This is a genomic window from Pedobacter folensis, assembly GCF_056490665.1.
The window spans coordinates 301,186-326,335 of sequence record NZ_JBWJIF010000001.1 but is presented as its reverse complement, the minus strand read 5'-3'; the positions used below and the strand labels follow the sequence as shown (position 1 = coordinate 326,335).

Here is a 25,150-nt window from a genome sequence, read left to right as displayed (position 1 = left end):
AAAATCTAATTCTTGTAATATTTGTGCTTGTTTGGTTTTAGTTATTGATTTCTGTCAAATTCACCTTACCTTTGAAAGGCTAAACTCATGCTTTTGGCGTTATTAAATTTTCATTTAAATCATCCCATCTATGAAAAAATTATCTCTCCTTCTTTTGCTAATGGCGACAGCATTTTATGCAAAGAGTCAAACGCTGGTATTAGCCAAAGACGCCGCTCAATATATCGGTAAAAATGTAACCATTTGCGATTCGGTATATAGTGCAAAGGCTTTAGATAAATTAACCTTAATTAATTTAGGTGGAGCCTATCCAAAAGAGCTAATTACTGTAGTGATCAATAAAGAAGACCTGGGTAAATTCCCTTCAGAACCTTCAAGCATGTTTATGGGAAATAAAATTTGTGTTACCGGAATCGTATCTGACTACAAGGGCAAAAAACAGATTTTAGTTACCGATCCGAAGCAGATTATTGTAAAATAATTAAACCATCATATAATTTCTAGTGCTGTGGCGTAAAAACCAGCACATTTTCCTCCGCGCGGCTTTAATCGCTCATCTTTATATTGTCTAAGCTCCGTACCTCAGAAAAACACAGCATCAATTGCCGAAAATTGGTGGTAGAAAGGGCACCATATGAATCAACCTAAGCACCTCCTCATTGAAAGGAGGTAGGCTTCGGCTGGAGCGTTAATACAAAAAGTATAATTTATGTTTAAATTTTCGAATGGAGTGCCTCTTCAGTCGGCAGGAAATTAATCCTGCCAACCTCGTAAGCATAGATATCCTTATTATCTGATTCGAAGATTAAAAATCATTTTTACATATCATAACAGATTATACAGATAGGCATATTTCCTTGATGAATCGTTTTATTTCCTTGATGAATATTTTTGGTCTTGTAGTTTTTCTTATACTCAAAGTCACCCTTCCATGAATTAGATGCGCAAATCGTACCATTGCTAAAAAGCTGAAAATTTTGCATCTATTGCCATAAAATCCATAGTTTTGGTTTTTCATCAACCTATACCTATGCTTTTAAAACGAAATACGCTCATTTTTATACTCATCATACTGGTTGCTGCTTTTACTTATTTAAGTTTTTTTATTGCGCAGCACCCCCTATTTGATTTTGACATTAAAACATCATTATTTATTCAGCAATACCATGCAGATTGGTTGGATAAATTAATGTTGGCCATCAGTTTTTTTGGCGAACTCCCCTATTCATTACTTTCAGTAGTAGTGGTGGCTGTTATATTCTATCAGCAGAAATATAAACGCGAAGGTTTATTCATTTCAACGGTTTTACTATCCGGATTAATTATCCTGGGGATTAAAAATGTAATTAATCGTCCACGTCCCACTGCATTTTATGTACGATTGGTGGAGGTAAACCGGTTTCAGAGCTATCCCAGTGGACATGTACTTTCTTATACGCTCTTTTTTGGCTTCTTAATTATTTTGATGAATACGCTGAAAAATACGCCTAAGCTCACCAGAAATATCGTGACTTATTTATCAGCATTTTTGATGATTACCATTGCCCCATCCAGAATTTATTTAGGTGCACATTGGTTTACAGATACCGTTGGTGGTTTTCTGCTGGGTTTAATTTGCCTTTTCCCGCTTTGTTATTTTTACTTCAAGAAGAAAACAGATTAACGCTTTTCTTCCAGTTTTTCTTTCTTTCTGATCCTGCTTAAAGTTTCGATCCGCATTCCCAGATAGCTGGCCAAAAATTTTAACGGAACCCTTGACTTTATCGTAGGATATCCGATCTTAAATTGTTTGTACCTAATTTCTGCTGAAGGGATTCGGGATAAGATAGATCGCTCTTGCGACATATGGTAATGTATAGCCAATAATTTTCTAGCTAAAATGTTCGTTTCAGGAAATTGTGCGTACATATCATCAATAAAACGATATGGAAGTATAAGCAATTCCGAATCTTCCAGTGCCTGATATTCTTCCTGGTAAGTTGGCGTAAGTGTCCCTGGATTTCGAATACTGCCAATCAGATGGTTTTCGTCGGTTAACCATGCGGTAATATCTTTCCCTTCATCAAGCACAAAAGCCCGTACCAGCCCTTTAACAATAAAGAATAAACAATCGCCACTGATATTGCTCAGGTTAGGCAAAACCTCGTTTTTGCGAACAGAGATTTTAAATGTTTCGGTTTTTACCCGCTCTATTATTTCTTTTTTTAATGGCTGCAACTCATTTAAATACTTGATAAGCGGATCACTTTCATGATGGGCAGCGGTCATAATATTTATCCCGGGTTTTAAAACTATGCAAGCTATTACTTGAATACCGGATTTCCAAATATGAAAACGAGTATAACAACCTAAAAATTACAGTTGTGGAAAATTTATTTTCCACATCATTTGTTTTTGGCACCACTTTAAGGAATAAATTATTCATTAAATTTTCGTTTTGATCACGGTATTTTGACTTAATCCTAAAAAAAATCTGATAATTTTGCCGCCATGACGAACAATAAACCCAAAGCTTTCCTTTTCGATCTGAATGGAACCATGATTGATGATATGGCTTTCCACAACCACGCCTGGCATAATATCCTTACACAGGATTTAGGTGCAAGCATAAGCTTCGATGCCGTTAAAAAACAGATGTATGGTAAAAACCAGGATTTGTTGGAACGTGTTTTTGGTGTTGGTCATTTCTCACAGGAACAGATTGATCAGATTTCTATCGAAAAAGAACACAGGTATCAGGCTGCGTATAAAAAACATTTAACGTTAATAGCAGGGCTGGGCGATTTTTTAGAAAAAGCAAAACAGTCAGGCGTTCAAATGGCAATTGGTTCGGCAGCTATTCCCTTCAATATCAATTTCGTACTCGATAATTTAAATATCCGCTCCTATTTTAAAGCTATAGTAAGCGCAGAAGATGTGGTAAATAGTAAACCAGATCCTGAAACCTTTAGCAAAGGGGCTGAAATTTTAGGTGTTGCAGCCAGCGAATGTATTGTTTTTGAAGATGCACCAAAAGGTGTTGAAGCAGCACTGCATGCCGGAATGAGGTGTGTTGCACTGACAACCATGCACACCAAAGAAGAATTTGCAGCGTACACGAACATTGTAGCTTTTATAGATGATTATACAGATCCTGTTTTACAGGAACTTTTCTAAATAAAAACGGCCTGCATTTCTACAGGCCGTTTTTATTTTTTCATTGTTGGAATATCGTGATCACCAAAACAATTATTTGGTAAATTTATATACCGAGCTTGTTTTGTATAACTGTCCGGCTTTTAAAACCGTTGAGGGGAAGTTTGGCTGATTTGGTGAATCCGGAAAATGTTGTGTTTCTAATGCAATTGCTGTTCTAAAATCATCTTTAGCACCGGTTTTAAAGGTATTTTTACTTTGCATAAAGTTTCCGCTGTAAAATTGCAAGCCTGGCTCCTGTGTATAAATATCCATCACGATGCCCGACTGATCTCCTTTGACAGTAGCTGCATGAAACATGCCCATTGCCTTGGTTTTATTCAGCACATAGTTATGATCATAACCTTTCCCAAAAGTTAACTGTTCGTTTTTATCATTTATGCGCGCACCAATAGTCGTTTCTGTGGTGAAATCGAACGGCGTTCCCTTAACCTTTTCAATTTTTCCTGTCGGGATCAAGGTAGAATCAACCGGTGTATATTCATCAGCATAAATCTGCACCTTGTGGTTCAAAATCTCACCGCTTCCATCGCCATTTAAATTAAAGAATGCGTGGTTGGTTAAATTTACGATAGTGGTTTTATCGGTTTTAGCCTCATAGTCCATTTTCAACTCATTATCATCCGTTAAAGTATAAGTTACCTTAACATCTAAATTACCGGGAAAATTTTCATCACCATCTTTTGATAAATAATGAAGCACCAAAGTGTGGTCATTGGGCTGACTGGCGTCCCAAACTACATATTGATAACCTTTTTTTCCACCATGAAGGGTATTCTGCCCGTTATTGGTGAATAATGAGTAGCTTTTACCTTCAAGCGTAAACTTACCCTTTGCTATGCGGTTACCGTAGCGACCAATAGTTGCCCCAAAATACGGCTCGGTTGATTTTTCGTAATCAGTAACACTTTTAAAACCCACCACCACATCAACTAACTTACCAGCTTTATCAGGTACCCATAAGCTAACCAGGCGCCCACCGTAATTGGTAAAAATAGCTTCCGCATTATTCTTATTTTTTAAGGTGTACAATGCGGTTTGCTTACCATCAATTTCCTTTTTAAACGAATCGGCCACAAGTTTTACAACTGCTACCGAGTCGCTTTTTAAGCTATCTGTCGATGAAGTTTTTTGGGTTCCGGATTGGCAAGATGCAAAGCCTATTGCAGCCAGTACACCGAGGCTGGTGAATGATTGTAATTTCATAAAATGGATACTTGGTTTAGATTTTTTAATTAAGTTTTAAATATAAAGATAGCACTAAACTTGATAAATAAAACGATTTAGAAGAATCCAAACGCACAATCTGGATAATAATTTATTTTACACACCCATCATGATACAATTTGTAGAAATGGTGATAACAAAATGTAGAATGATTAATAGTCTTTGATTTATTTATATCCTGATCGGATTTATTTCAGTTTTCTTAAGAAGATGAGGAAAAGATAATGAAAGGTTCAACATGACGATGATCATATGTTTGAATTAAACTTTCTGAATTTTTACTGCTCTGAAGATAATATATTAACCAATATCAATTAAAATCCGCTAAAACTGATTATTATTGCGGCTATCAAATCCCAAATATGAATCAAAACATTTCAACAGATCGTTACGACAAAATGTTATATCGCCGTTGTGGAAACAGCGGCATAAAATTGCCCGCAATATCGTTGGGTTTATGGCATAATTTCGGACATGTAAACGTTTTTGAAAACAGCAAAAACCTAATTTATACCGCTTTTAACAATGGCATTACCCATTTCGATTTAGCCAATAACTATGGTCCCCCTCCCGGGTCGGCTGAAGAAGTTTTCGGAAAAATCCTTCACGAAGATTTTAAAGGCTATCGTGATGAAATGATTATCTCAAGCAAAGCCGGATATACCATGTGGGATGGTCCTTATGGCGACTGGGGTTCGAAAAAATACCTGGTTTCCAGTTTAGATCAAAGCTTAAAACGCATGAAACTGGATTATGTTGATATTTTTTACCACCACCGTCCTGATCCTGAAACTCCGCTTGAAGAAACCATGGGGGCCTTAAGTCTCCTGGTTCAGCAAGGAAAAGCTTTGTATGTTGGTATTTCGAATTATAAGGCAGAAGAAGCTGCAAAAGCAATTAAAATTTTAAAAGATAACGGCACGCCCTGTTTAATCCACCAGCCTAAATACTCGATGTTTGAACGTTGGGTTGAAGACGGTTTGCTTGATGTTTTAGCCCAAAATGGCGTAGGTTGTATTCCATTTTCACCATTGGCACAAGGTTTACTTACCGATAAATATTTACACGGTATTCCTTCTGATTCGAGAGTGGCAACCAGTGGTATCTTCCTAAAAGAAAGCAACATCACACCCGAAAAATTAGCTGTCATTGCCAAACTAAACGACGTGGCCAAATCACGCGGACAAAAATTAGCACATATGGCTTTATCGTGGATATTAAAAGACAATAGAATTACCACGGTTTTAATAGGTGCCAGTAAACCAGAACAGATTACGGATTCAATTAAAGCTTTAGATAATATCGAATTTAGTGATGCGGAAGTAAAACTGATTGATGAAATTTTAAGTTAAAAAAACTAATCGTCATTCTCAAAGCTATTGAGGATGACGATTTTAAAAATCACTTGTCACTGACCTACAGGTAGCGAAAAGTGAAAGGTTGAACCAGTACCATAATCACTTTCTGCCCAGATTTTACCATTGTGCAAATTTATAATCTCTGCACTCAGGTATAAGCCTATCCCAAAGCCCGAAATGGTTTTAGTTTGCTGGTTTTCTACCCGGTAAAACCGGTCAAAAAGTTTGTCCAGCTCATGAGACTGAATACCTATACCGTTATCGGTTACAGAAACATGCATTTTATCTCCTATGACTTCTGATTTGACCAAAATAGTACTGCCATGATCTGAATATTTTACGGCATTACTAATCAAATTTGAAATCACTGAACCTATTTTATCTCTGTCAGCATTAATCAATTTAGGCGCTCCTGCTACAAAAGTAATCTGATTAGTGGAATGGATCAATCCCAAATCTTCTACAACCTCAAAAATCAGTTTACTGAGATCAAAATCGGATAGGTTCAAATGGATTTTTCCAAATTCTAAACGGGATACGTTTAAAAAAGAACTGATCATGGTGCTCATTTTCCGGATCTGCTTTTGGACCTTATCTAAAGTATTTACAATAAAAAGATCGTTTAAACTTCGGTTCTGCATTAATTGAACATAAGCACTAATAGAGGTTATGGGTGTTTTTAACTCATGGCTTATCATGCTGATAAAATCATTCTTTTGCCGCTCTTCCTTTATGCTGATTAAAACCTGTTCCTGATCTAGTGCCTCCCGCTGTAATTCAGTCTCTCTAATGGCATTTTTAGCCTTAACCATATCGGTCACATCACTTGCGGTATGAAGAATACAATAAGGCAGTCCGGTTTCATCCTTAATGGCCCGGTATTCGTAGGCATAGTAAGCGGTGTGTAACGTCCCGTTTCTTATTGTTTCAGCCGGAATAGCATCACCTTTATCTGTAATCCCAGTTAGCAACACATTTTTCAGCATATTGATAAAAGGTTGCCCCTTTAACTCAGGCACGGCATCTTCTAAAGGTTTACCGATTACCGAGCGGTCTTTACCCCAAAAAGCAATCATCGCATCGTTGGCCATTTCAATTACAATTTGCTCTGATGTGTATATGGCTGTAGCATCTTTTGATAAGGAAAGCACCTCTAAAAGTTGATTATTATTTAAAACCTTTGAATAACTTCCCATTTATATTTTAAAATTAAAACCCGACTATGCTGATATTTTTTGATTAAAATGAAATCGTACTCCTTATCATACAAGTTGGCCCTACAAATGTTTGGTTAGTCCCGTTTTATTATTAAATTTTATTGGCCGGCACTTAATTTATCGCGTATTTTCTGTTTAAGTATGCCTGCGGCCTGGGTATATCCGCCATCTGCGCCATCAACAAAATGGATGTGGTCATCCTCCAGGTCCCTAACATAACAAGACATAATCGATTCGCCGCTGACGTAAAGGGCATATAAAATTTTATTATCCTTTTCGAGCTGGTTAAGCTCCTTCTGTAATGCCAGGCGCTGCTGTGCAGTTCCGGTAATGACCGTATTTATCCTTCCGTCTATCACCAGCGTATCCGACATTTCTACAAGCTGTTTAAGGTATTTTTTACCACGCGCTGTCCGGAAATAGATATATCCGTAAATATTAATGAACCACGATTTTAGGAGTTCAAAAAACTTAATTTTTCCAAGCCGGTGTTTCATCTCCTTCCCTAAACTATTAAAGCTCGTTTTGAAAATCAATTTAGAAACAGAAATAGGCTGACGCTTTTCCGGGCTGCCATAAATTTGATCGAGGTGATGGATCACTTTGCTGAAAACGCTGGCCTGTTGCTCCGTTTCTGAAGCTATAACGATCAACGTAACTACTTCATCACTGTTTTCGGGTGGTTCGATCTTGTCCCAGCGGCATTGCATACCACTTAAATCGATTTCATCGCTTGCGGTATCATGGCCGGCTAGCAGGTAATGCTCTCCCTTGATAACCTGTTCTGCATAGGCCAGACCATCGCCTAAAACAATGGGTATGGAAAACGTTTCAGCACTACTAAATCTACAAATGTTAAGGCTATGGCCTTCTTTATAAATTTCGGCAACAGGTATAATACCAGTTCTTAATTCGAGGTTAAAATTTTGCAAGGTATTGTCTTTGTATTTCAGCAGCGATTTCATCACATCATCCACAATACCGGGCGGAACAATAAAAGTGGCGCCATCGCCACCAAAGAAGAATGGCACGGAAATATTTGCTTTAAACGCAATATTAAGCACGGCAACAATACTACCCGTTGCCACCAGATTTACATTTTCATGCAGTCCCAGATTGACTGCAGCTGTTGAACTTTTGATATCAGTGATGATGACATACCAGCTTGCAACCACTTTTTCAAATAATCGATTTTGAATCAATAACTGATGCAAAGGCATTTTATGAACGGGCAGATTGGAATAGAAATGATCTTCGTTATTTGACATAATTGAATATGGAACAGCTCTAATATACGCATTAGAAAAATTTAAGTTTTCTAATCAGGAGACTAATAACAAATCTTATTTAGAACAAATAAAAATAATTTTGCTATTTAGAAGCAAAAACCCTTCCTTTGCGCCAACTAAGAATTAATCTAAATAAAAATGAATAAAAAATTTACTTTTTTTTTAAATATTATAGCTTTTTTTCTGCTTTTAGCAGGAAATACAATGGCACAAAGCAAAAACGGATCTGTTTCAGGTTCGGTTAAAACCAGTGATGGCAATCCGGCAAGTTATGTAAGTGTGGGTTTAAAAAATACCGGTAAAACGACACAAACTGATGAGAAAGGTAATTTCACGATCAAAAATGTAATACCAGGCACTTATACCATTAAAACATCAGCTATAGGTGTAGCTGCGCAGGAAAAATCAGTTACGGTTGTTGCTGGTGCGACTGCAAATGCTGATTTCACCATTGCAGAATCTTCATCGCAACTGGACGAAGTAGCCATTAACGGTTACAAAACACCTAACAGAAAGCCTGTTAACCTGGGTAAAATCGCTATTGCGCCAATGGATCTTCCACAGGCGGTTCAAATTATCGGCAACCAGGTAATTACTGATATACAAGCTAACCGTTTAAGCGATGTGCTCAAAAACGTAAATGGTGTTGCTTTTGGCGAAAACAGAGGTGGCGTAAGTGGCGAAACCTTTTTTGCACGTGGTTATAATTTAGGTGCCAATAATGTTTTCAAAAATGGATCGCGGGCTACAAGCGGTGGTATGCCTGAAACCAGTACATTGGAATCAGTTGAGATTTTAAAAGGAAGTGCCGCTTTGCTTTATGGTGGTGTAAGTGGTGGAGCTGTAGTGAACCTGGTAACCAAAAAACCTAAATTCGAATACGGTGGTGAAGTTTCTATGCGTGGTGGTAGTTATGATATGTACAAACCAACAGGAGATATTTATGGCCCGATTACAAAGAATTTAGCCTTTCGTTTAATTGGCACTTATGAAGATGCTGCAAGTTTCAGAAACAGTGTCAACTCGAACAGGGTTTATGTAAATCCATCTTTACTTTATAAAATAAGCGAGAAAACAGATATTTTATTACAAGGTGATTATTTGAAAAGTAACATGACGCCAGATTTTGGTGTTGGTACTGTTGAAAATCAAATTGTAGATATAGGCCGTAATGCTTTTGTAAATGCACCTTGGGCATACAACAAAACGAATACAGCTACAACACAATTAAACATTAACCATAAATTTAACGACAACTGGAAGTTGAATGTACTGGCTAACGTACAAGCTTACAACCGCAACTATTTTAGTGCAGAACGCCCATTCGCAGATACCAAAGTAGCAAATAACCCACTTCCTTATGGTATTGCTGCAAGAAATGTTACCCGCTCTAAAACAAAAGAATTTACTTACAATGAGCAGATTAACTTAAATGGTTATTTTAAAACTGGAAGTATAAGTCACACTTTATTGGTTGGTGCTGATGCAGATCAATCGCGCACAACCAGCGGTGGTTTTACCTTCAACAACAACCTGACTGCTTTTAACTATGGCAACGTAAACTTACTTGATCCATCAACTTATTTTGGGTCGGGTATTGAACCAACCGTAAATGTAGTTTCAGAGACCTTTGCGCCTCTATACCGCATGGGTACATTTGTACAGGATTTGGTTTCGATTACCGACAAATTTAAAGTACTTGCCGGTGTTCGTTATACTTTCCAAAAAACACCAAGAACCGTTACCACAAACTTAGCTACTGGCGTACAAACCTTAAGTGTAAACAGTTTAGATAAATCAAAAGTAGAAAGTGCCTTTACGCCAAAATTTGGTTTAATTTACCAACCGTTAAAAACAACATCAGTTTATGCCAGTTATTCGAGCAATTTTGTTCAGAATACAGGAACTGATATTAATTTAGCTCCATTAGATCCTTCAACATTGCAACAATATGAAGCTGGTGTTAAAAACGATTTATTCAAAGGCAGATTATCTGTTAACTTAACCTGGTACAGGATTGCCAATGATAAATTTGCACAACAGGCACTAATTAATGCACAAGGTGTACCAAATGGCGATGCTAACATTAAAGAACTTAATGGAAAATCGTTAAGTGATGGCTTAGAACTTGATATTACAGGTACAATAGTAAAGGGCTTAAACTTTATTGCTGGCTATAGCTATAACTATATCCGCTATACCGAAACCCGCGATAGAACAGTTTTAAAAGTGGCAGCGCCAACTCCTACTAACCCTAATGCAACTAGAGACGTTATTGTTGGTGGAATTATAGAAGGCCAAAGATTGGTAGGTACTACTAAAAATACAGCTAACGGAACTTTATTTTATACTTTCCAGGAAGGAAGCGTTAAAGGTTTAAAGCTTGGTGCATCAGCGTACTACACTGGCGCTCGTAACGGAGGATATAACGACTCTAAAACACAAGCATATAGCAGATTAATTCCATTAAGTGCATTTACCACTTTCGATTTATCTGCTGGTTATAACTGGAGAAAAATTTCATTATTGGCTAAAGTTGCAAACATTACGAATGAGTTAAACTATTTCGTACATGAGAACTACAGTGTGAATCCAATTCCACCGCGTCAATTCATGACTACCTTATCTTATAAGTTCTAGTCAATATCATAAATTAAACAAAAAGCTCCAGGTCGGTTGATCTGGAGCTTTTTGCTTTTTACGTGGTTGGCCTATTTACTCAAATAGCCATTGCTGGTAGTTGTTCTTCGATGGCAGAGTTTATGCTACAATGACCTCACTAATGGGCAAAGCAAAGCCAATGGTACAAGGCATATCTTCATAACCACACAATCCATTTGTTAAGCTAAAAAAGGATTAAAGAATAATCAGGATGGTGCCTGACTTCAGCAGTTTAAAATAGTAGTGATATTCACCGTGGCGGTTGACTTTTTCGATTTCGCATACCTTACCCGATTTGCCATACTCATCAGCTAATAAATCGCCAATTTTAATGTTATCTAACTGATTTACGTTAAGGGATGCTCTTTTAATTAATGTAGCTGTTTTTTCCATAAGATTGCAGTTTGAAGTATTTACGTAACTAAAAACCATTAGGTTTTGTAGTTTCATAAATTACCTACCAATAAGTATCAAACATACAAAATTGTAGTGTTAATTAGCAATACACAATCTCATAAACTCTTTTCATGTATAAAGCTTCGTCTATCTTGGTAAAAAACTCATACCATTCTTCCCGCGTAAAGACTAAACTGATGTCAGGGAAAGGTGTCGATAAAATCACAACCTGCCTCCCATCTGGCCTGTTCTCTAAATAATCATCGAAATCGAGTTTTTTGGTAGCCACATAAAAAGCATCAAACTGATCAAAAGAAAAATTCATTAAAACACCCGAGCGCCATATATTTAAAACTTTACAATTATTGCATTGTGCGATGGTGATATTTTCGTTTTGAGCAAGTACAGTTGTTTTACACATGGGCTTTACATTTAAAAATTGATCGATAGATTTAACAAATATCTTATTATTTAGAATAATTCCAAATAATAAATTCAATTTATAAATAAAGACCAAAAAAAATACCTCCGATTTTCATCGGAGGTATTTTCTATTATGCTGCGTCGTAAATGACAACCTTTTCGAAATAAACCCTGAATTCATCCAGGAAAGCCTTATGTAATGGGTGTACCTGATAAACATCATGTGCAGCCAAATCCTCGAAGAACAGAATGAGGCTAAAGGTATAAGTGGTATCTACCACAGCACGCTCAATCGGTGCCGGTACGCCAATGTGAAAAGTTTTTACAACTTCAATGTTCTCTAATGTTTGTAAGCTATTGCGGAAAGCAATTTTCTGCTCATCGGTGGTATCGGCTTTTAGCCAGAATAAAACGTGGTGTGCGATCATTTTTTAATTTTTTCCAAATATAAGGAAAGCCGTAAAAGATCATAAGTTTTATCCAAAAACACTTTTGGCTTTATCAATGGCCTTCATTAAATCAATTCCCTTGCCCAGTACACCTTTAAACAGATCTCCCTCCACCTTTAAGCGATCGATGGTATTAAAAATATTAAAATCTTTCATTTTCAAGCCAGGTTTAACTTCATCCCAATGCAGAGGCATTGATACGGTTGCACCAATTTTCGGGCGCAATGAATAGGGTCCGGCAATGGTTGCCCCTGGCCTATTCTGCAAAAAATCTAAATACATTTTACCTTTTCTGGCGGCCACCATCCGCTCGAGCGAAGTATATTCAGGGATTTGATTGTGCACCAGGTTGACCACTATTTTAGCAAACATCTGACTTTGCTCATAAGTATATTTGGCATTTAAGGGAATGTAAATATGCATTCCAGTTGAACCTGAGGTTTTACAATAACCAGGAACGTTTATGGCATCCAATACTTTTTTAGTTTCCAGAGCGGCCTGTACCACCTGATCAAAAGTATGTTTATCGGGATCTAAATCAATTACACAATAATCTGGATTATCGGGACTTTGCACCCGGCTAAACCAGGGATTCATTTCAATACAGCCTAAACTGGCCATCCAGAGTAAGGAAGCTTCATCTGTTCCCACCAGGTATTCCTTTTTTTCGCCTTCACCATTTTCATAAGGAAAAGTTTCAGCCCAGTCTGGTGCTTTTCCTTTTACATCTTTCTGGTAAAAACTCGGACCATGTATTCCGCCCGGAAAGCGATTAAGCGATTGTGGACGGTCTTTCAGGTAAGGCATTATATATTCAGCAACCTGGTAATAGTAGTTAAACATATCTCTTTTGGTTACCTTATCTTCGGGCCAATATACTTTACTTAAGTTGGTAAATTTAAGTTCGTGGCCTTTAACTTTCCTGACCTGTGTTTCATCTTTCGGATTTAACAAAGTTTTAGGTTCTTTACCTTTTGGAGCTTTTATTGCCGCCGCATGGGGACTTTTCTCTTTAGTGTCGTCGACAATTTGTTCTGTAGGCATTTCGGCTTCCCTTACCACTTCTTTGGCTTTTTTATCTTCACGCATGCCCTGGAAAGACGGGTGACGGAAAACACCATCTTCCGTTACTTCAGTAAAAGCAACCTCGCATACCAATTCTGGCTTTAACCAGGTGGCTTGTGCTTTTGGTGGATTTGGCCTGAAGCGGGAGGGTTTATTTACATCAGGAATACTTTCGAAGGGGCTTTTGTCGACAATAATCGGTTTAAACTGCTCCATCATGGTTTTCTGAAGTTTATCTGAAAAGCCAGTCCCTACTTTGCCCACATATTGTAGTTTTCCCTTTTCATACACGCCTAACAGTAAAGAGCTGAAAGATTTAGCAGTATCGGCGTTTTTGGTGAAACCGGCTATAACCACTTCCTGTCGCTTCTGTACCTTAATTTTCAGCCATTCTTTCGATCTCCGGTCTGTTGCATAAATACTATCCGTTTTTTTGGCAATAATGCCTTCCAAGCCCATTCTGCTGGCCGCATCAAAAAAGTCTACTCCACTGGCTTTAAAAACTTTCCCAAGGCGCACACGGTCATCATCAGTTGGCAGTACCTCGTTCAATATGGCTTGTCGCTGGTAAAGTGGCATTTCCATCAGGTTTTTACCATCGTACCAGAGGATATCGAACACATAAAAAACAAGTTCTCCGTCAGCTTCGCTTCGCCAGTTCTGTAGCGAGCCAAAATTAGACACACCTTTGCTATTTAAGACCAAAATCTCACCATCCAATACCGCATTCATTTTCCAGCCCAAAAGCAGATCGTAAATGGGATAAAATTTTTCGTTAAAGGATTTATTATTTCTTGATAACAGATCAACCTTTCCTTTATTGACAAAGGCCAGGGCACGGTAACCATCCCATTTTACCTCATACTGCCAATCAGGATCGTCGAAAGGTTCGTCAACCAGGGTGGCCAGCATGGGTTTTATGCCTTTTGGAATAGCGGTTTTAGGGGCTTTCTTCAGTATGGCTTTTACATCTACCACGACGTCATCGCCCACTGCTTTGGTTTCTTTCTTTACTTTTCCTTTCGGGCTTTTTTTTTCAGTTTTTAAATCCTGCTCCTTCCCTTCTTTCCAAACCTTATCGGATGTTTTTTCCATCTTTTCGATTGTTTTTCCAGAAAGCACCGATTTATCTTCTTTGGTAATGTCTTTTACAGAAGCATAATCATCTTTATGTTTGATTAACAGCCAGCCGTTTTCGCCCATCCCATGGGTTTTCACAAGTGCAAACTCGCCATGAAGTTTTTCTCCGTTGAGCTTGATTTTTAAAGAACCATCTTTTAACTGGCCTAATAGATGTTTTTCCTGTGCTTTTTTACCTTTAATCGTTTCTATAGGCTCATAAGTTCCTTCATCCCATACAATAACGGTTCCGCCACCGTATTCGCCTTGTGGGATAATGCCTTCAAAATCTTTATAATCGTATGGATGATCCTCTACCATCATGGCCAGACGTTTGGTTTTTGGATCGGTTGAGGGGCCTTTCGGTACGGCCCAGCTTTTTAGCACTCCTTCCATTTCGAGTCTGAAATCGTAATGCAGCCGCGAAGCATCATGTTTTTGGATTACAAAATGTAATTTATTCCGATCGCTGCTTTTGCCCGATTTTGGTTCGGTAGTTTTGGAGAAATCGCGTTTGGCAACATACTTTTTCAGACTCATAACCCAGGTTTTACTTTTTTAAATAATTTTCCACTTCACGGGCAGAGGTACCAACTGTTTGCACCACGGCTTTCAGTTTATCTTTGCTCACCCCAAATTTGTTAGACCAATAATCCAGCTCATAACCTTCGTTAATGTTGATCTTAGCCCGATCAGCACTACCGTTTTTTAGTTTATCATCCATAATTATTTTGATTAGACGGTTATAAAACAGCCCAATAACAAAAAAGGTTTTAACAGCCATTTTTTACAAACGGATATTAAAACCTTAAAAAAATAAAATTCAGATATTAATCTACAAACGCAGTAACCATCTCTGGTTTGGTTTCTTCTTCATAGGCGAACTTATTCATGGTGGCCATATTAATGACCCTTAACCACACCAAAAAATAAGGAAAGCTAATGATCGCGAGCGATAAGGGATGGGCTTTTGCAAAGGATGGAAACAGCAATAAGGGGAAATTGCAGGTAATGACGAGTAAAACGGGTAACAAGACTTTTTTCATGGCCTTATTATTTTCTTTAACATACCAGATGCCCACGCCTATTACTGAAATAATAAAAGTACAATCTTCAGCTCCGGTACTAAATAATACAGGAAACAGCATGACTGAGGACAGGATCATGAATTGAAACTTAGCTTTCGAAAAACTTGTTGTACGACTAAAAGGCAGCATAAATATCAAAGAACCGATGATTAAAAAGAGAGAATTGGATATCCCCGGCTGATCAAAAAGCTGCCTAAAGAAACCCATAATCGAAATATCTATTCCTTCACCTGAAACATTAAGCATATTTTTCCCGATCAGCGAGTTTTTCCAATCGATATAACTTTGTACAACAAAATCCGGATCGGCCAATAACATCGGCAGTAAGAATATCACCATCGACCACATAACTAACCACAAAACAAAAACCGGCTTTTTCTTCGCAAAAAAGAAGAATACTAAACCTACAATACCATAAAGTTTAATAAATGTACCCAGCACAATACAAAGGGCAGACCATATTCCTTTATCTTTATTTATTTGCGTATAACTTAGTATCATTAAGGCCGCGGCACCTGCATTAAACTGCTGATTCAGCATCGATTCTATTAAACAGGGAATGGCAATATAACCGATAATAACTTTTTTATCCTCGCTTAAAGGTAAAGTTTGAACAGCTTTAAAGAGCAGGAAACAATTAAACAGGTTCCAAAAGAGTAAGCCAACCCAGTTATGCATTAAAGCAAAGGGCGCCATTAAAATACTGAAAACGGGGCCGTAATGATTGGCATCTTCGTGATAAGCCGGATAAGGGGCGTAAAGAGATTTTTCCTGGAGAAGATTCCTGAAGGTATTCTCAAAAATGAGGTAGTTATTATACCTGTGTGTTGCCCACGAATCGATCACAAAAATAAGTGTGATGAGTACCCAAAGGAATAATACAAAACGATTGTCCTGATAAAATTTTTGACGTGGAGATAGACCGGGAGTGTCAGTTATGGGATGGTTTAACATTTGTAAAAATTATATTACAATACAATAATAAATATGTTAAATGACAAAACCAAGTGTTTTTGTAAGGAAAATGTTACTCTTTTTAAGGGTAAAAATATCTGCTTTAAATGACACGCCTAAATCGATTTTCAAGAACAGTTTGGCAATTGGTTTAAGTTAAATGGGCGATTTCGATCCAAATCGTTAAGCATTAAAGCCTTTGTAGCTTTATATTTGACAATCTTTTGGCAAAACTCCAAAACCAAATCAGAATTAGCGGTGTTTGTAATCACATATTAACTAACCAAAAAATCGGTAAAAGATGGAATATCAAATTAATTCGATGAATGCCAGAAAAGAGTTTATTGAGATCGCTGATGAGCAGGATCGCAATTATTGGGCAGCCAGATTAGGCATTACAGCTGAAAAACTAAAATCGGTAGTTAAAGCGATCCAGAGCATGGAATTTTCTATTGTAAAAGAATATTTAACAATGGAAAAAATTAAATCCGGAAATGCTTATCAACGTTTTCTTAACCCTTCATAGGTTTAAAATTAATTTCAGTTTAATTAATAAAGGCCTGATATAAACTATTGATAGCCGCCCTGCTAAAATCAGGGAAGCCATCGGTATAAGTGGCGTTTATACCGTTTGTAATGATAACGAAGCCAAACTTTTCTTTCGGATTAAAAAACATGGTGCTGAACAGGCCATAAGCTGAACCTGTATGTCCTTTCAGTTTTACGCCTGGAATAAGCTGGTCGGCGGTCCTGATCGCCAGGCCATAACCTTCATCATTAGTTAAGGCAGTCTGCATCTTTTTTGCGCTCTTTTTACTAATGATCTGCACACCATTTGACCGGCCATAATTCATGTGCATGATCATGTATTTAGCTAAATCAGTTGCCGAAATCTTCATGCCACCTGTGGGTGAAAAAACAGGTGTGCTATAACCCCTAATATAATTTGCAATTTCTGCCCTTCGTGGCGCATATGCCGATGGTGAGGGCGTATAATTCTTCGTATCAGCATGATACTCATATAAATTAACAAAACGGGTACTATCTAAAGAGTCGACGCAATAACCGGCGTAAAGTCCTAAAGGTTTCAATACGTGGTTTTTCACATAATTATCAAAGCGTTCACCAGATTTCTTTTCGATGATGGTGCCAATCAGGTTAAAATTCAGGTTGCAATAATCAAATTTGCTTCCAGGGGCATAATCGTTATAACATTTGGCCCAGTTTGGATTTTTATCCGGATTGATCACATCCAGGTTTAAATAACCCTGCGAATCGTTTAAGCTTGAAGTATGCGACAATGCCATTTTTAATGTGATCTTCTGCTCAGGGAATTTTGGGTTCCTGATTTTAAATCCCACCAGATCACCAAAATCATCCTCTAAAGAAATTTTACCTGCTTCTACCAGTTGCATAATGGATGTTGCCGAGAAAGATTTAGAGATCGAAGCGATCCTGAAAATATCCTGCTCGGTTAAAGGCTTTTTATCTTCTAAATCTTTTAAGCCAAAAGCATGGGTATAAATGATCTTGCCATCTTTAACCACGGCCACAGCAGCTCCCACCGCACTAAATTTCTCCATGATTTGCCTGAAATCAACTTCAGCTTTTTCATTTTGCGCTTTTGATTGCGTGATTAAACCAACGATCAGGATAAAGACATAAAAATATTTAAGTTTCATAGGCTTATGGGATAAGAAATAAATAGAAATGAGGTGCTAAAACAAAGCGCTGTGCTACCGGAAATTTATTTGGCATCGTTTACTTCCAGCCAATGTCCATCGGGATCTTTAAAATAAATCTGCTTTACGCCGTCTACGCGTAATGTAATTCCCTTCTCTTTCCCGGCCCAATCCTCAAAGCTGATATTTTTGGCATTCAGTTTCTTTACAAAATCGTCAACAGATGGAACACTGAAACATAAATGTCCGTTTTTATCGAAAACTTCATTTCCTTTTGCACCCTGGATTAAATGTAATTGTCCGGCAGACCCCAAACTAAACCAGGTATGGCGGTTATCTTTAAAAGGTTCAGGAATGATTTTAAGGTTGAACACACTTTCGTAAAAAGTGGTTGCTTTAATCAAATCAGCCACGTAAACTGCAATATGATTTAAAACAGCAGGTAAATTTTCGTTTTTATTTTGCGCCATGGCTTTCTGAAAAGTGATAGAAAATAAGATGATGGTAAACAGGAAGATTTTTTTCATGTTTAAATATCAAATTTATAAAGGAATAATTTTAATAAAAGTTAAACATTCTTTGCTTTGGGATAGCATATTAACTGCAACCTGTCCGAATCAAAAAGATATACACAAATGTGGTTTTGTGTTTAATGCCAGAGTTGGAAAGATCCTGAAACAAGTTCAGGAAGACGCTGCGAGAAGAAAAAATCAACGCGTTTAGTTTGCGATCTTCTGAAATAAGGGTTAACATAGATAATCGGTAAGAGCCCTTCGACTATGCTACCAGTGACAGGTTTAAAAAATCGGTCGTCATCTCGACCGAAGCAACGCGCAGTGGAGAGATCTCTGGTCTCTGCTAAAAGATCTCTCCACTGCGGTCGAGATGACGATTTATCTTAACCTGTCATCCAAGTGCTTTGTTTTTTTTCTAAAACTGACCGCTCAGGGTGACAAAGTTTTATCCATAGCACCAATGTGCCCTGTGTTAAAACAAAAAAAAGCTGCTTCAATAATCTGAAGCAGCCTTAACAGAAATATAACGATAGTATGAAGTGTGGTTATTCTTTACCTAATTCCATCCTCCACCAAGGGCGTGATAAATATCGACTACAGCATTTAACTGCTGTTTTTTGGTTTCGATCAGCTCTAACTTCGATTGCAAAGCATCGCGCTGGGTCATCAATACCTCAAAATAATCGGCCCTTGCCGATTTAAACAAATCGTTAGAAATATCGATCGACTGGGTTAGTGCAGTGACCTGTTTCGATTTTAGATCGTAGCTTTTTTGCAGGTTACTGATCTTCGACATCTGGTTGGCCACTTCTATATAACCGTTCAGAATCGTTTTTTCGTAATCGTAAACGGCCTGCAATTGTTTTGCATTTGCGGTTAAATATTCTGCTTTAATGGCATTTCGGTTAATTAGCGGTCCAGCCAAATCTCCTGCTAATGAATAGATTAAAGATTCTGGCGTTCTCAATAAATAAGATGGATTAAAAGCCTGATAACCAATCGTGGCAGAAATACCCAATGAAGGATAAAACTGAGCTTTAGCCACTTTAACATCTAATTTAGCCGCAGCGAGTTCTAACTCCGCTTGTTTAATATCAGGTCGGTTGGCTAATAATTGTGAAGGTAAACCTGTTTGAACGGTTGGTGGTACCAGATCAGTAAAACTCGATTTATCCCTTATAATGGGCTGAGGAAAACGGCCCAGCAGGAAATTAATTTTATTCTCCGTTTCGGTAATGTTCTGTTGAATATCGAATTCCAGGCTCTTAGAGCTTAACACTTCAGCCTCAAATTTACGCACGGCAAGTTCGTTAACCCTACTGGCCTGTTTCTGGATTTTCATCAGTTCTAAGGCATTTTTCTGCAGCTCAATGTTCTTTTTCACCGTCTCTAACTGATTATCGGCAGCCAGCAGTTCGTAATATGAATTTGCCACCTCCGCAATTAAATTAGTTACCACGAAATTTTTGCCTTCTACTGTCGCTAAATAATGACTTATAGCTCCTTTTTTAGCATTGCGTAATTTGTGCCAGATGTCGGCTTCCCAATTGGCTTGCAAACCAAAAGTATAATCGGGCAATATTTCAGGAACTTCTTTGCCCGGTGTAATTTCTGTTGAAGCATCGCCGGCACCCGAACTGGTGTAACGGCCAACTTTATCCAGGCCAGCGCCAACACGGTAGTTTACACTTGGCAAGAGCTCTCCTTTTTTCGCTTTGATTTCGTTTTTCGCAATTTCGATATCCTGTAGCGTAATATTCAGCTCCTGGTTATTTTTCAATGCTGTATCGATCAGGTTGACCAGATTTGGATCAGTGAAAAACTTACGCCATTGTATACTGGCTGTACTTACGGTGTCTTGTGCAGCACTAAAGGCTGCAGGAACATTTTTATTTTCGGTGCGCTGGGCCACTTCTGGTAATTTACAGGCAGTATATGCGGCGCATATCAGCACTAAACCAAGGCCTTTATAAATATTATTCTTAAACATTATCTTCTACTTCTTCAGTTAATGGATGTTCTTCTTCAATTTTGATCAGCTTGTGCCTGGCTGCTATTGTTCCAAATACATAATACAATCCCGGAATAATCACCACGCCGAAAATGGTACCGAAAAGCATACCACCGGCAGCAGCCGAGCCAATCGTTCTGTTACCGATTTTCCCTGGTCCGGAAGCAATCATTAAAGGAATTAAACCTGCAATAAAGGCAAAAGAGGTCATTAAAATCGGGCGAAAACGGACGCTTGCACCTTCCATGGCTGCTTTTAATACTGATGCACCCTGGGCATGCCGTTGTGCAGCAAACTCCACAATTAATACGGCGTTTTTACCAAGTAAACCAATCAACATCACCATCGCTACCTGCGCATAAATGTTGTTTTCCAATCCCAATAATTTCAGGAACAAGAAAGCGCCAAAAATACCAGCAGGTAAAGAAAGGATCACAGAAAGTGGCAGGATAAAACTTTCGTATTGGGCTGCGAGCACCAGGTAAACGAAGCCTAAACAAATCAGGAAGATATAAATGGCTTCGTTGCCTCTTGATACTTCATCTTTTGAAATACCCGCCCAGTCGATACCAAATCCTCTTGGCAGTGACTTCTTGGCAACTTCAGTAATGGCTTTGATGGCTTCACCAGAACTGTAACCAGGAGCAGATTGTCCGCTGATTTCCGACGCATTATACATGTTGTGTCTCGTAATCTCAGATAAACCGTATACTTTCCGCATTTTGATAAAAGCCGAGAAAGGCACCATTTCATCCCGGTCGTTTTTAACCGAAAGTTTTAAAATATCCTCTGGTAAAGCCCTGTACTGAGGTAATGCCTGTACAATTACTTTATACTGGTGATCGTATTTAATAAAACTGGTTTCGTAATTACTGCCTACAAAAGTTGATAGCGTATTCATGGCATTATCAATACTCACCCCTTTTTGCTGCGCAATATCGTTGTCGACATCTAACATGTACTGAGGGAAACTTGCACTGTAGAAAGTAAATACCGATGATAGTTCTTTACGTTTATTCAACTCTTTTACAAAATCGTTGGCAACAGTTTCCATTTTTTTATAATCGCCGCTACCTGCTTTGTCGAGTAAACGTAGCTCGAAACCGCCCGCAGCACCATAACCCGGAACAGCTGGTGGCTGGAAAAATTCGATGGTTGCACCCGGAATAGATTTCGATTTCTCTTCAAGCTCCTCAATAATCTCTACGGCCGAGTGTTTACGCTCGCTCCAATCTTTAAGGTTGATTAAACAGGTACCCGAGTTCGATCCGGTACCTTCTGTCAGAATTTCATATCCGGCAAGAGATGAAACGGATTTTACGCCATCAATATCTTCGCACATTTTCTGCAGTTTCTCTGAAATCTGATCGGTACGTTCTAACGTAGATCCCGGAGGGGTTTGGATAATGGCGTACACCATTCCCTGATCCTCATTCGGAATAAAACCTGATGGCACACTTCCACTTAATCCCCATACACCTAAACAAAAGGCTACGAGGATTCCAAAAGTTAAGATCCTGCGGCTTACTACCTTGGTTAATACCAGTTCATATTTACCCGAAAGTTTGGCAAAACCATTGTTGAAACTGTCTAAAAAGCGATCGATAATCGTTTTCTTTTTCTTCGATCCATGATTATTCTTCAACATAATGGCACACAATGCCGGTGTTAGCGTTAAAGCTACAATACCCGAAAGGATAATTGCCGTTGCCATGGTGATCGAGAACTGACGGTAGAAAATACCTACCGGACCCGACATAAAAGCAACCGGGATAAATACCGATGCCATTAAAAAGGTAATGGCGATAATTGCCCCGCCAATTTCTTTCATGGCCTGTTGCGTGGCTTTTAGCACGGAGAGTTTCCTGTTGTGTTCCATCTTGGCATGCACCGCTTCAATTACCACAATGGCATCATCTACCACTACCCCAATGGCCAATACTAAGGCGAACAAGGTAATCAGGTTGAGTGTAATACCGAAGAACTGCATGAAAACAAAGGTTCCGATTAAGGATACCGGAACAGCGATAGCCGGAATGAGCGTTGAACGCCAGTCGCCAAGAAAGAGGAACACCACCAAACCCACCAAAATAAAGGCTTCAACCAGGGTGTGAATCACTTTTTCAATGGAGGCATCCAGGAATTTGGAAACGTCGTAACTTACTTCATAATCTAAACCTTTAGGAAAAGAGCTCGATTTGATCTCGGCCATTTTCGCTTTCACATCTTTAATTACCTGACTGGCGTTACTACCATAAGATTGTTTCAGTACAATAGCTGCTGAAGCCTTTCCGTTTAAGGTAGAATATAAATTGTAAGCAGAGGCACTAAAATCTACATCTGCAACATCTTTTAAACGCAGTAATTCGCCATTGGCACTTGCCCTTAGCACCACATTTTCGTATCCTTCTTTGGTACTAAAACGTCCGGAATATTTTAACACATATTCAAAAGCCTGAGAGCGTTTACCAGAACTCTCGCCGGTTTTACCCGGAGAAGCTTCTAAACTTTGCTCATCCAGTGCTTTCATCACTTCATCCACAGAGATTTTATAGGCCTGCATACGATCTGGTTTAAGCCAGATCCGCATGGCGTAATCCCTATCACCCAGAATATCGGCAAAACCTACACCATCAACCCTTTTCAACTCAGAAAGCAAGTTGATATCAGCATAATTGTACAGGAAATTCTGGTTCATTTTAGGATCTTTACTGTACAAATTGATGTACATTAACATGTTAGACTCCTCGCGGGTGATTTTTACCCCCTCACGAACCACTAAAGGAGGAAGTTTATTGGTAACAGCCGCTACACGGTTCTGCACGTTAAGCGAAGCCTGATTCGGATCGGTACCTAAGTTAAATACCACCTGAATAGAGGCTTCACCATCGTTACCGGCATCGGAAGCGATATATTTCATGCCCGGTACACCGTTAAGTGCACGTTCGAGCGGAATAACCACCGATTTGATTAACAATTCGTTATTTGCCCCCGGGTACTCTGCCGTAATATTAACCTTAGGCGGCGAAATAGAAGGGAATTGTGTAACAGGCAGGTAGCTGATGGCCAGCACCCCAAGAAACACAATGATAAGCGATATGACAATAGAAAGGACGGGCCTTTGTATGAATTTACTAAACATAAAATAAGTATGGAGGGTGCTGGATTATTCTGTTTTCAATCTTAATTGTTTCATCACTTCCTGAGGCTGCTGGAATTTGAAAGCGATTTTATCATCATCTTTAACTTTCTGCACACCTTCAAGCAATATTTTATCGCCGGTTGTGATGCCATCACCTACAATGTATAAATCAGGAAGATCGCCTGCGATGGTGATTGCTCTTGAATGTACTTTATTGTTTTTATCAATCACAAAAACATAAGTTTTATCCTGAATATCGTAAGTAGCCTTTTGTGGAATTACCAAGGCATTTTTTAAAGGCACTACCATTTGGATCTTGCCCGTTTCACCGTTTCTCAATAGGTTATCAGAATTGTTAAACCTGGCCCTGAAAGCGATGTTTCCTGTCTCGTTATCAAATTCGCTTTCGATTACTTCAACTTTACCTTTCGATTTCAACAACTCATTATTCGCCAATAACAGGCTAACTTCCTGCTGCCCTTTTGCTTTTGCTGTACTTTGGTAGTTCAGGTATTCTGGCTCTGAAACATTAAAATAGGCAAAAACCTGACTGTTATCTGAAAGACTGGTCAATAATGCACCTTCATCAACCAGGCTACCTAGTTTTAATGGAATACGATCGATGGTACCCTCAAAAGGTGCCCTGATTTCGGTATTGGATAAATGAAATTTGGCCAACGAAGTTTCGGCATTTGCCGATTGCAGCTTGGCTTTAGCCATAGCCAGTTCATTTTTAGAAACGATGTTTTTATCAGACAGTAGTTTCGTGTTTTCTAATTCAATTTCTGCTGATTTTGTTTCTGCCTGTGCTTTTAACAATTCAGATAGTGCTGCTTTAGGCATAATCTTAAACAACAGCTGGCCTGCTTTTACATGCTGACCTTCATCTACATAAATATTTTGGAGATAACCCTTTTCCTGGGCCCTAACTTCGATATTCCGAACAGATTTAATCTGCGAAACATATTCTTTGGTAAACGAAGTATCCATTTTTAACGGCGTGGTTACCGCATAAGTAGCTACTTCTTCTTTTTCTTCTTTCTTCGAGGTACAACCTGTTACGTAAAGCAAAGTACATAAGCCTAAGCACATGACAACTCTTTTCATCTTTTTTTGTTGAATGGTTTTAATCTGATTTATTTTTTTTCTAATTAGTTTCCCTTGGCAACCAATTTATGATGAAAAGTAGCCTACAACCGATGTGCAGATACTCAATTGACTTCAATAAATTATGGTTACGCAATGATTTAATTCGAAAGCGAAATAAATACAGATTTATGAAGTTATAATGAAGTTGAACTTCTGGTTTGGATGAGCGAAATTGTGTTTTAAAATGAAAATGAACGTTTTTAAGCTATA

At 38.3% G+C, this 25,150-nt stretch carries 21 protein-coding genes; 6 read left to right on the top strand and 15 right to left on the bottom strand.

Annotation, left to right across the window (positions count from 1 at the left end; all coding sequences use genetic code 11):
• Positions 1-130 precede the first annotated feature (130 nt).
• Positions 131-481: a hypothetical protein gene (locus AC04QZ_RS01245; protein ID WP_145954223.1), complete on the top strand. Its 351-nt coding sequence runs from the start codon at positions 131-133 to the stop codon at positions 479-481.
• Between the two features lie 549 nt (positions 482-1,030).
• The gene (locus AC04QZ_RS01240; protein ID WP_478356249.1) at positions 1,031-1,663 is read left to right on the top strand and encodes a phosphatase PAP2 family protein; all 633 of its coding nucleotides are present in this window, start codon (positions 1,031-1,033) and stop codon (positions 1,661-1,663) included.
• Here AC04QZ_RS01240 and AC04QZ_RS01235 read toward each other — a convergent pair.
• On the bottom strand, positions 1,660-2,268 hold the full coding sequence (locus AC04QZ_RS01235; protein ID WP_478356248.1) for a Crp/Fnr family transcriptional regulator: 609 nt from the start codon (positions 2,266-2,268) through the stop codon (positions 1,660-1,662). The two genes, AC04QZ_RS01240 and AC04QZ_RS01235, sit on opposite strands and share 4 nt — an antisense overlap.
• Positions 2,269-2,490: 222 nt before the next feature.
• On the opposite strand from AC04QZ_RS01235, the gene AC04QZ_RS01230 reads away from it, so the two are divergent.
• The gene (locus tag AC04QZ_RS01230) at positions 2,491-3,156 is read left to right on the top strand and encodes an HAD family hydrolase (RefSeq protein ID WP_478356247.1); all 666 of its coding nucleotides are present in this window, start codon (positions 2,491-2,493) and stop codon (positions 3,154-3,156) included.
• 72 nt (positions 3,157-3,228) lie between these two features.
• Here AC04QZ_RS01230 and AC04QZ_RS01225 read toward each other — a convergent pair whose 3' ends face one another.
• Positions 3,229-4,401, bottom strand: coding sequence for an aldose epimerase family protein (locus AC04QZ_RS01225; protein ID WP_478356246.1), 1,173 nt, complete (start codon positions 4,399-4,401; stop codon positions 3,229-3,231).
• 383 nt (positions 4,402-4,784) lie between these two features.
• Between AC04QZ_RS01225 and mgrA the strand changes: the two genes are divergently transcribed.
• Positions 4,785-5,774 (top strand): L-glyceraldehyde 3-phosphate reductase, encoded by a 990-nt coding sequence (gene mgrA, locus AC04QZ_RS01220; RefSeq protein WP_086545846.1) that lies wholly within the window; start codon positions 4,785-4,787, stop codon positions 5,772-5,774.
• Between the two features lie 56 nt (positions 5,775-5,830).
• Here mgrA and AC04QZ_RS01215 read toward each other — a convergent pair whose 3' ends face one another.
• Both AC04QZ_RS01215 and AC04QZ_RS01210 read right to left on the bottom strand, forming a co-directional pair.
• On the bottom strand, positions 5,831-6,976 hold the full coding sequence (locus tag AC04QZ_RS01215; RefSeq protein ID WP_086545845.1) for a PAS domain-containing sensor histidine kinase: 1,146 nt from the start codon (positions 6,974-6,976) through the stop codon (positions 5,831-5,833).
• A 119-nt stretch (positions 6,977-7,095) separates the two neighbouring features.
• Positions 7,096-8,265 carry a DUF3095 domain-containing protein gene (locus AC04QZ_RS01210; RefSeq protein ID WP_086545844.1) on the bottom strand — a complete coding sequence of 390 codons (1,170 nt, stop codon included), beginning with the start codon at positions 8,263-8,265 and terminating at the stop codon, positions 7,096-7,098.
• 159 nt (positions 8,266-8,424) lie between these two features.
• Between AC04QZ_RS01210 and AC04QZ_RS01205 the strand changes: the two genes are divergently transcribed.
• Positions 8,425-10,926: a TonB-dependent receptor domain-containing protein gene (locus tag AC04QZ_RS01205; RefSeq protein ID WP_478356245.1), complete on the top strand. Its 2,502-nt coding sequence runs from the start codon at positions 8,425-8,427 to the stop codon at positions 10,924-10,926.
• Between the two features lie 216 nt (positions 10,927-11,142).
• On the opposite strand, the gene AC04QZ_RS01200 is transcribed toward AC04QZ_RS01205, so the two are convergent.
• The 6 genes from AC04QZ_RS01200 to AC04QZ_RS01175 all read right to left on the bottom strand — a co-directional run bounded on the left by AC04QZ_RS01200 (position 11,143) and on the right by AC04QZ_RS01175 (position 16,441).
• On the bottom strand, positions 11,143-11,340 hold the full coding sequence (locus tag AC04QZ_RS01200) for a hypothetical protein (RefSeq protein WP_145954222.1): 198 nt from the start codon (positions 11,338-11,340) through the stop codon (positions 11,143-11,145).
• A gap of 103 nt (positions 11,341-11,443) precedes the next feature.
• The gene (locus AC04QZ_RS01195; protein WP_086545841.1) at positions 11,444-11,764 is read right to left on the bottom strand and encodes a hypothetical protein; all 321 of its coding nucleotides are present in this window, start codon (positions 11,762-11,764) and stop codon (positions 11,444-11,446) included.
• Between the two features lie 133 nt (positions 11,765-11,897).
• A complete protein-coding gene (locus AC04QZ_RS01190; protein ID WP_086545840.1) occupies positions 11,898-12,194 on the bottom strand; it encodes a Dabb family protein in 297 nt (98 codons plus the stop codon).
• A 48-nt stretch (positions 12,195-12,242) separates the two neighbouring features.
• Complete coding sequence (gene ligD, locus AC04QZ_RS01185) at positions 12,243-14,939, bottom strand: DNA ligase D (RefSeq protein WP_478356244.1); 2,697 nt, start codon at positions 14,937-14,939, stop codon at positions 12,243-12,245.
• A 10-nt stretch (positions 14,940-14,949) separates the two neighbouring features.
• Positions 14,950-15,123: a DUF3606 domain-containing protein gene (locus AC04QZ_RS01180; protein ID WP_478356243.1), complete on the bottom strand. Its 174-nt coding sequence runs from the start codon at positions 15,121-15,123 to the stop codon at positions 14,950-14,952.
• Positions 15,124-15,229: 106 nt separating this feature from the next.
• Positions 15,230-16,441 carry a glycosyltransferase family 87 protein gene (locus tag AC04QZ_RS01175; RefSeq protein WP_478356242.1) on the bottom strand — a complete coding sequence of 404 codons (1,212 nt, stop codon included), beginning with the start codon at positions 16,439-16,441 and terminating at the stop codon, positions 15,230-15,232.
• 301 nt (positions 16,442-16,742) lie between these two features.
• Between AC04QZ_RS01175 and AC04QZ_RS01170 the strand changes: the two genes are divergently transcribed.
• Entirely contained in the window at positions 16,743-16,967 is a 225-nt protein-coding gene (locus tag AC04QZ_RS01170) for a DUF3606 domain-containing protein (RefSeq protein WP_086545837.1), read from the top strand.
• 19 nt (positions 16,968-16,986) lie between these two features.
• Here the strand turns inward: AC04QZ_RS01170 and AC04QZ_RS01165 are convergent, their stop codons facing one another.
• The 5 genes from AC04QZ_RS01165 to AC04QZ_RS01145 form a co-directional block, all read right to left on the bottom strand.
• The gene (locus tag AC04QZ_RS01165) at positions 16,987-18,123 is read right to left on the bottom strand and encodes a serine hydrolase domain-containing protein (RefSeq protein WP_478356241.1); all 1,137 of its coding nucleotides are present in this window, start codon (positions 18,121-18,123) and stop codon (positions 16,987-16,989) included.
• A gap of 65 nt (positions 18,124-18,188) precedes the next feature.
• Entirely contained in the window at positions 18,189-18,650 is a 462-nt protein-coding gene (locus tag AC04QZ_RS01160) for a VOC family protein (RefSeq protein ID WP_478356240.1), read from the bottom strand.
• 544 nt (positions 18,651-19,194) lie between these two features.
• Complete coding sequence (locus AC04QZ_RS01155; protein ID WP_478356239.1) at positions 19,195-20,628, bottom strand: TolC family protein; 1,434 nt, start codon at positions 20,626-20,628, stop codon at positions 19,195-19,197.
• Positions 20,621-23,791: an efflux RND transporter permease subunit gene (locus AC04QZ_RS01150; protein ID WP_478356238.1), complete on the bottom strand. Its 3,171-nt coding sequence runs from the start codon at positions 23,789-23,791 to the stop codon at positions 20,621-20,623. The genes AC04QZ_RS01155 and AC04QZ_RS01150 overlap by 8 nt, the downstream gene beginning before the upstream one ends.
• A 24-nt stretch (positions 23,792-23,815) precedes the next feature.
• Positions 23,816-24,898 carry an efflux RND transporter periplasmic adaptor subunit gene (locus AC04QZ_RS01145; RefSeq protein WP_478356237.1) on the bottom strand — a complete coding sequence of 361 codons (1,083 nt, stop codon included), beginning with the start codon at positions 24,896-24,898 and terminating at the stop codon, positions 23,816-23,818.
• Positions 24,899-25,150: the final 252 nt, after the last annotated feature.

Bases quoted from the DNA above. Each gene is read 5' to 3' on its own strand.
- AC04QZ_RS01245 (WP_145954223.1), top strand. From the start codon at position 131: ATGAAAAAATTATCTCTCCTTCTTTTGCTAATGGCGACAGCATTTTAT.
- AC04QZ_RS01240 (WP_478356249.1), top strand. From the start codon at position 1,031: ATGCTTTTAAAACGAAATACGCTCATTTTTATACTCATCATACTGGTT.
- AC04QZ_RS01235 (WP_478356248.1), bottom strand. From the start codon at position 2,268: ATGACCGCTGCCCATCATGAAAGTGATCCGCTTATCAAGTATTTAAAT.
- AC04QZ_RS01230 (WP_478356247.1), top strand. From the start codon at position 2,491: ATGACGAACAATAAACCCAAAGCTTTCCTTTTCGATCTGAATGGAACC.
- AC04QZ_RS01225 (WP_478356246.1), bottom strand. From the start codon at position 4,401: ATGAAATTACAATCATTCACCAGCCTCGGTGTACTGGCTGCAATAGGC.
- mgrA (WP_086545846.1), top strand. From the start codon at position 4,785: ATGAATCAAAACATTTCAACAGATCGTTACGACAAAATGTTATATCGC.
- AC04QZ_RS01215 (WP_086545845.1), bottom strand. From the start codon at position 6,976: ATGGGAAGTTATTCAAAGGTTTTAAATAATAATCAACTTTTAGAGGTG.
- AC04QZ_RS01210 (WP_086545844.1), bottom strand. From the start codon at position 8,265: ATGTCAAATAACGAAGATCATTTCTATTCCAATCTGCCCGTTCATAAA.
- AC04QZ_RS01205 (WP_478356245.1), top strand. From the start codon at position 8,425: ATGAATAAAAAATTTACTTTTTTTTTAAATATTATAGCTTTTTTTCTG.
- AC04QZ_RS01200 (WP_145954222.1), bottom strand. From the start codon at position 11,340: ATGGAAAAAACAGCTACATTAATTAAAAGAGCATCCCTTAACGTAAAT.
- AC04QZ_RS01195 (WP_086545841.1), bottom strand. From the start codon at position 11,764: ATGTGTAAAACAACTGTACTTGCTCAAAACGAAAATATCACCATCGCA.
- AC04QZ_RS01190 (WP_086545840.1), bottom strand. From the start codon at position 12,194: ATGATCGCACACCACGTTTTATTCTGGCTAAAAGCCGATACCACCGAT.
- ligD (WP_478356244.1), bottom strand. From the start codon at position 14,939: ATGAGTCTGAAAAAGTATGTTGCCAAACGCGATTTCTCCAAAACTACC.
- AC04QZ_RS01180 (WP_478356243.1), bottom strand. From the start codon at position 15,123: ATGGATGATAAACTAAAAAACGGTAGTGCTGATCGGGCTAAGATCAAC.
- AC04QZ_RS01175 (WP_478356242.1), bottom strand. From the start codon at position 16,441: ATGTTAAACCATCCCATAACTGACACTCCCGGTCTATCTCCACGTCAA.
- AC04QZ_RS01170 (WP_086545837.1), top strand. From the start codon at position 16,743: ATGGAATATCAAATTAATTCGATGAATGCCAGAAAAGAGTTTATTGAG.
- AC04QZ_RS01165 (WP_478356241.1), bottom strand. From the start codon at position 18,123: ATGAAACTTAAATATTTTTATGTCTTTATCCTGATCGTTGGTTTAATC.
- AC04QZ_RS01160 (WP_478356240.1), bottom strand. From the start codon at position 18,650: ATGAAAAAAATCTTCCTGTTTACCATCATCTTATTTTCTATCACTTTT.
- AC04QZ_RS01155 (WP_478356239.1), bottom strand. From the start codon at position 20,628: ATGTTTAAGAATAATATTTATAAAGGCCTTGGTTTAGTGCTGATATGC.
- AC04QZ_RS01150 (WP_478356238.1), bottom strand. From the start codon at position 23,791: ATGTTTAGTAAATTCATACAAAGGCCCGTCCTTTCTATTGTCATATCG.
- AC04QZ_RS01145 (WP_478356237.1), bottom strand. From the start codon at position 24,898: ATGAAAAGAGTTGTCATGTGCTTAGGCTTATGTACTTTGCTTTACGTA.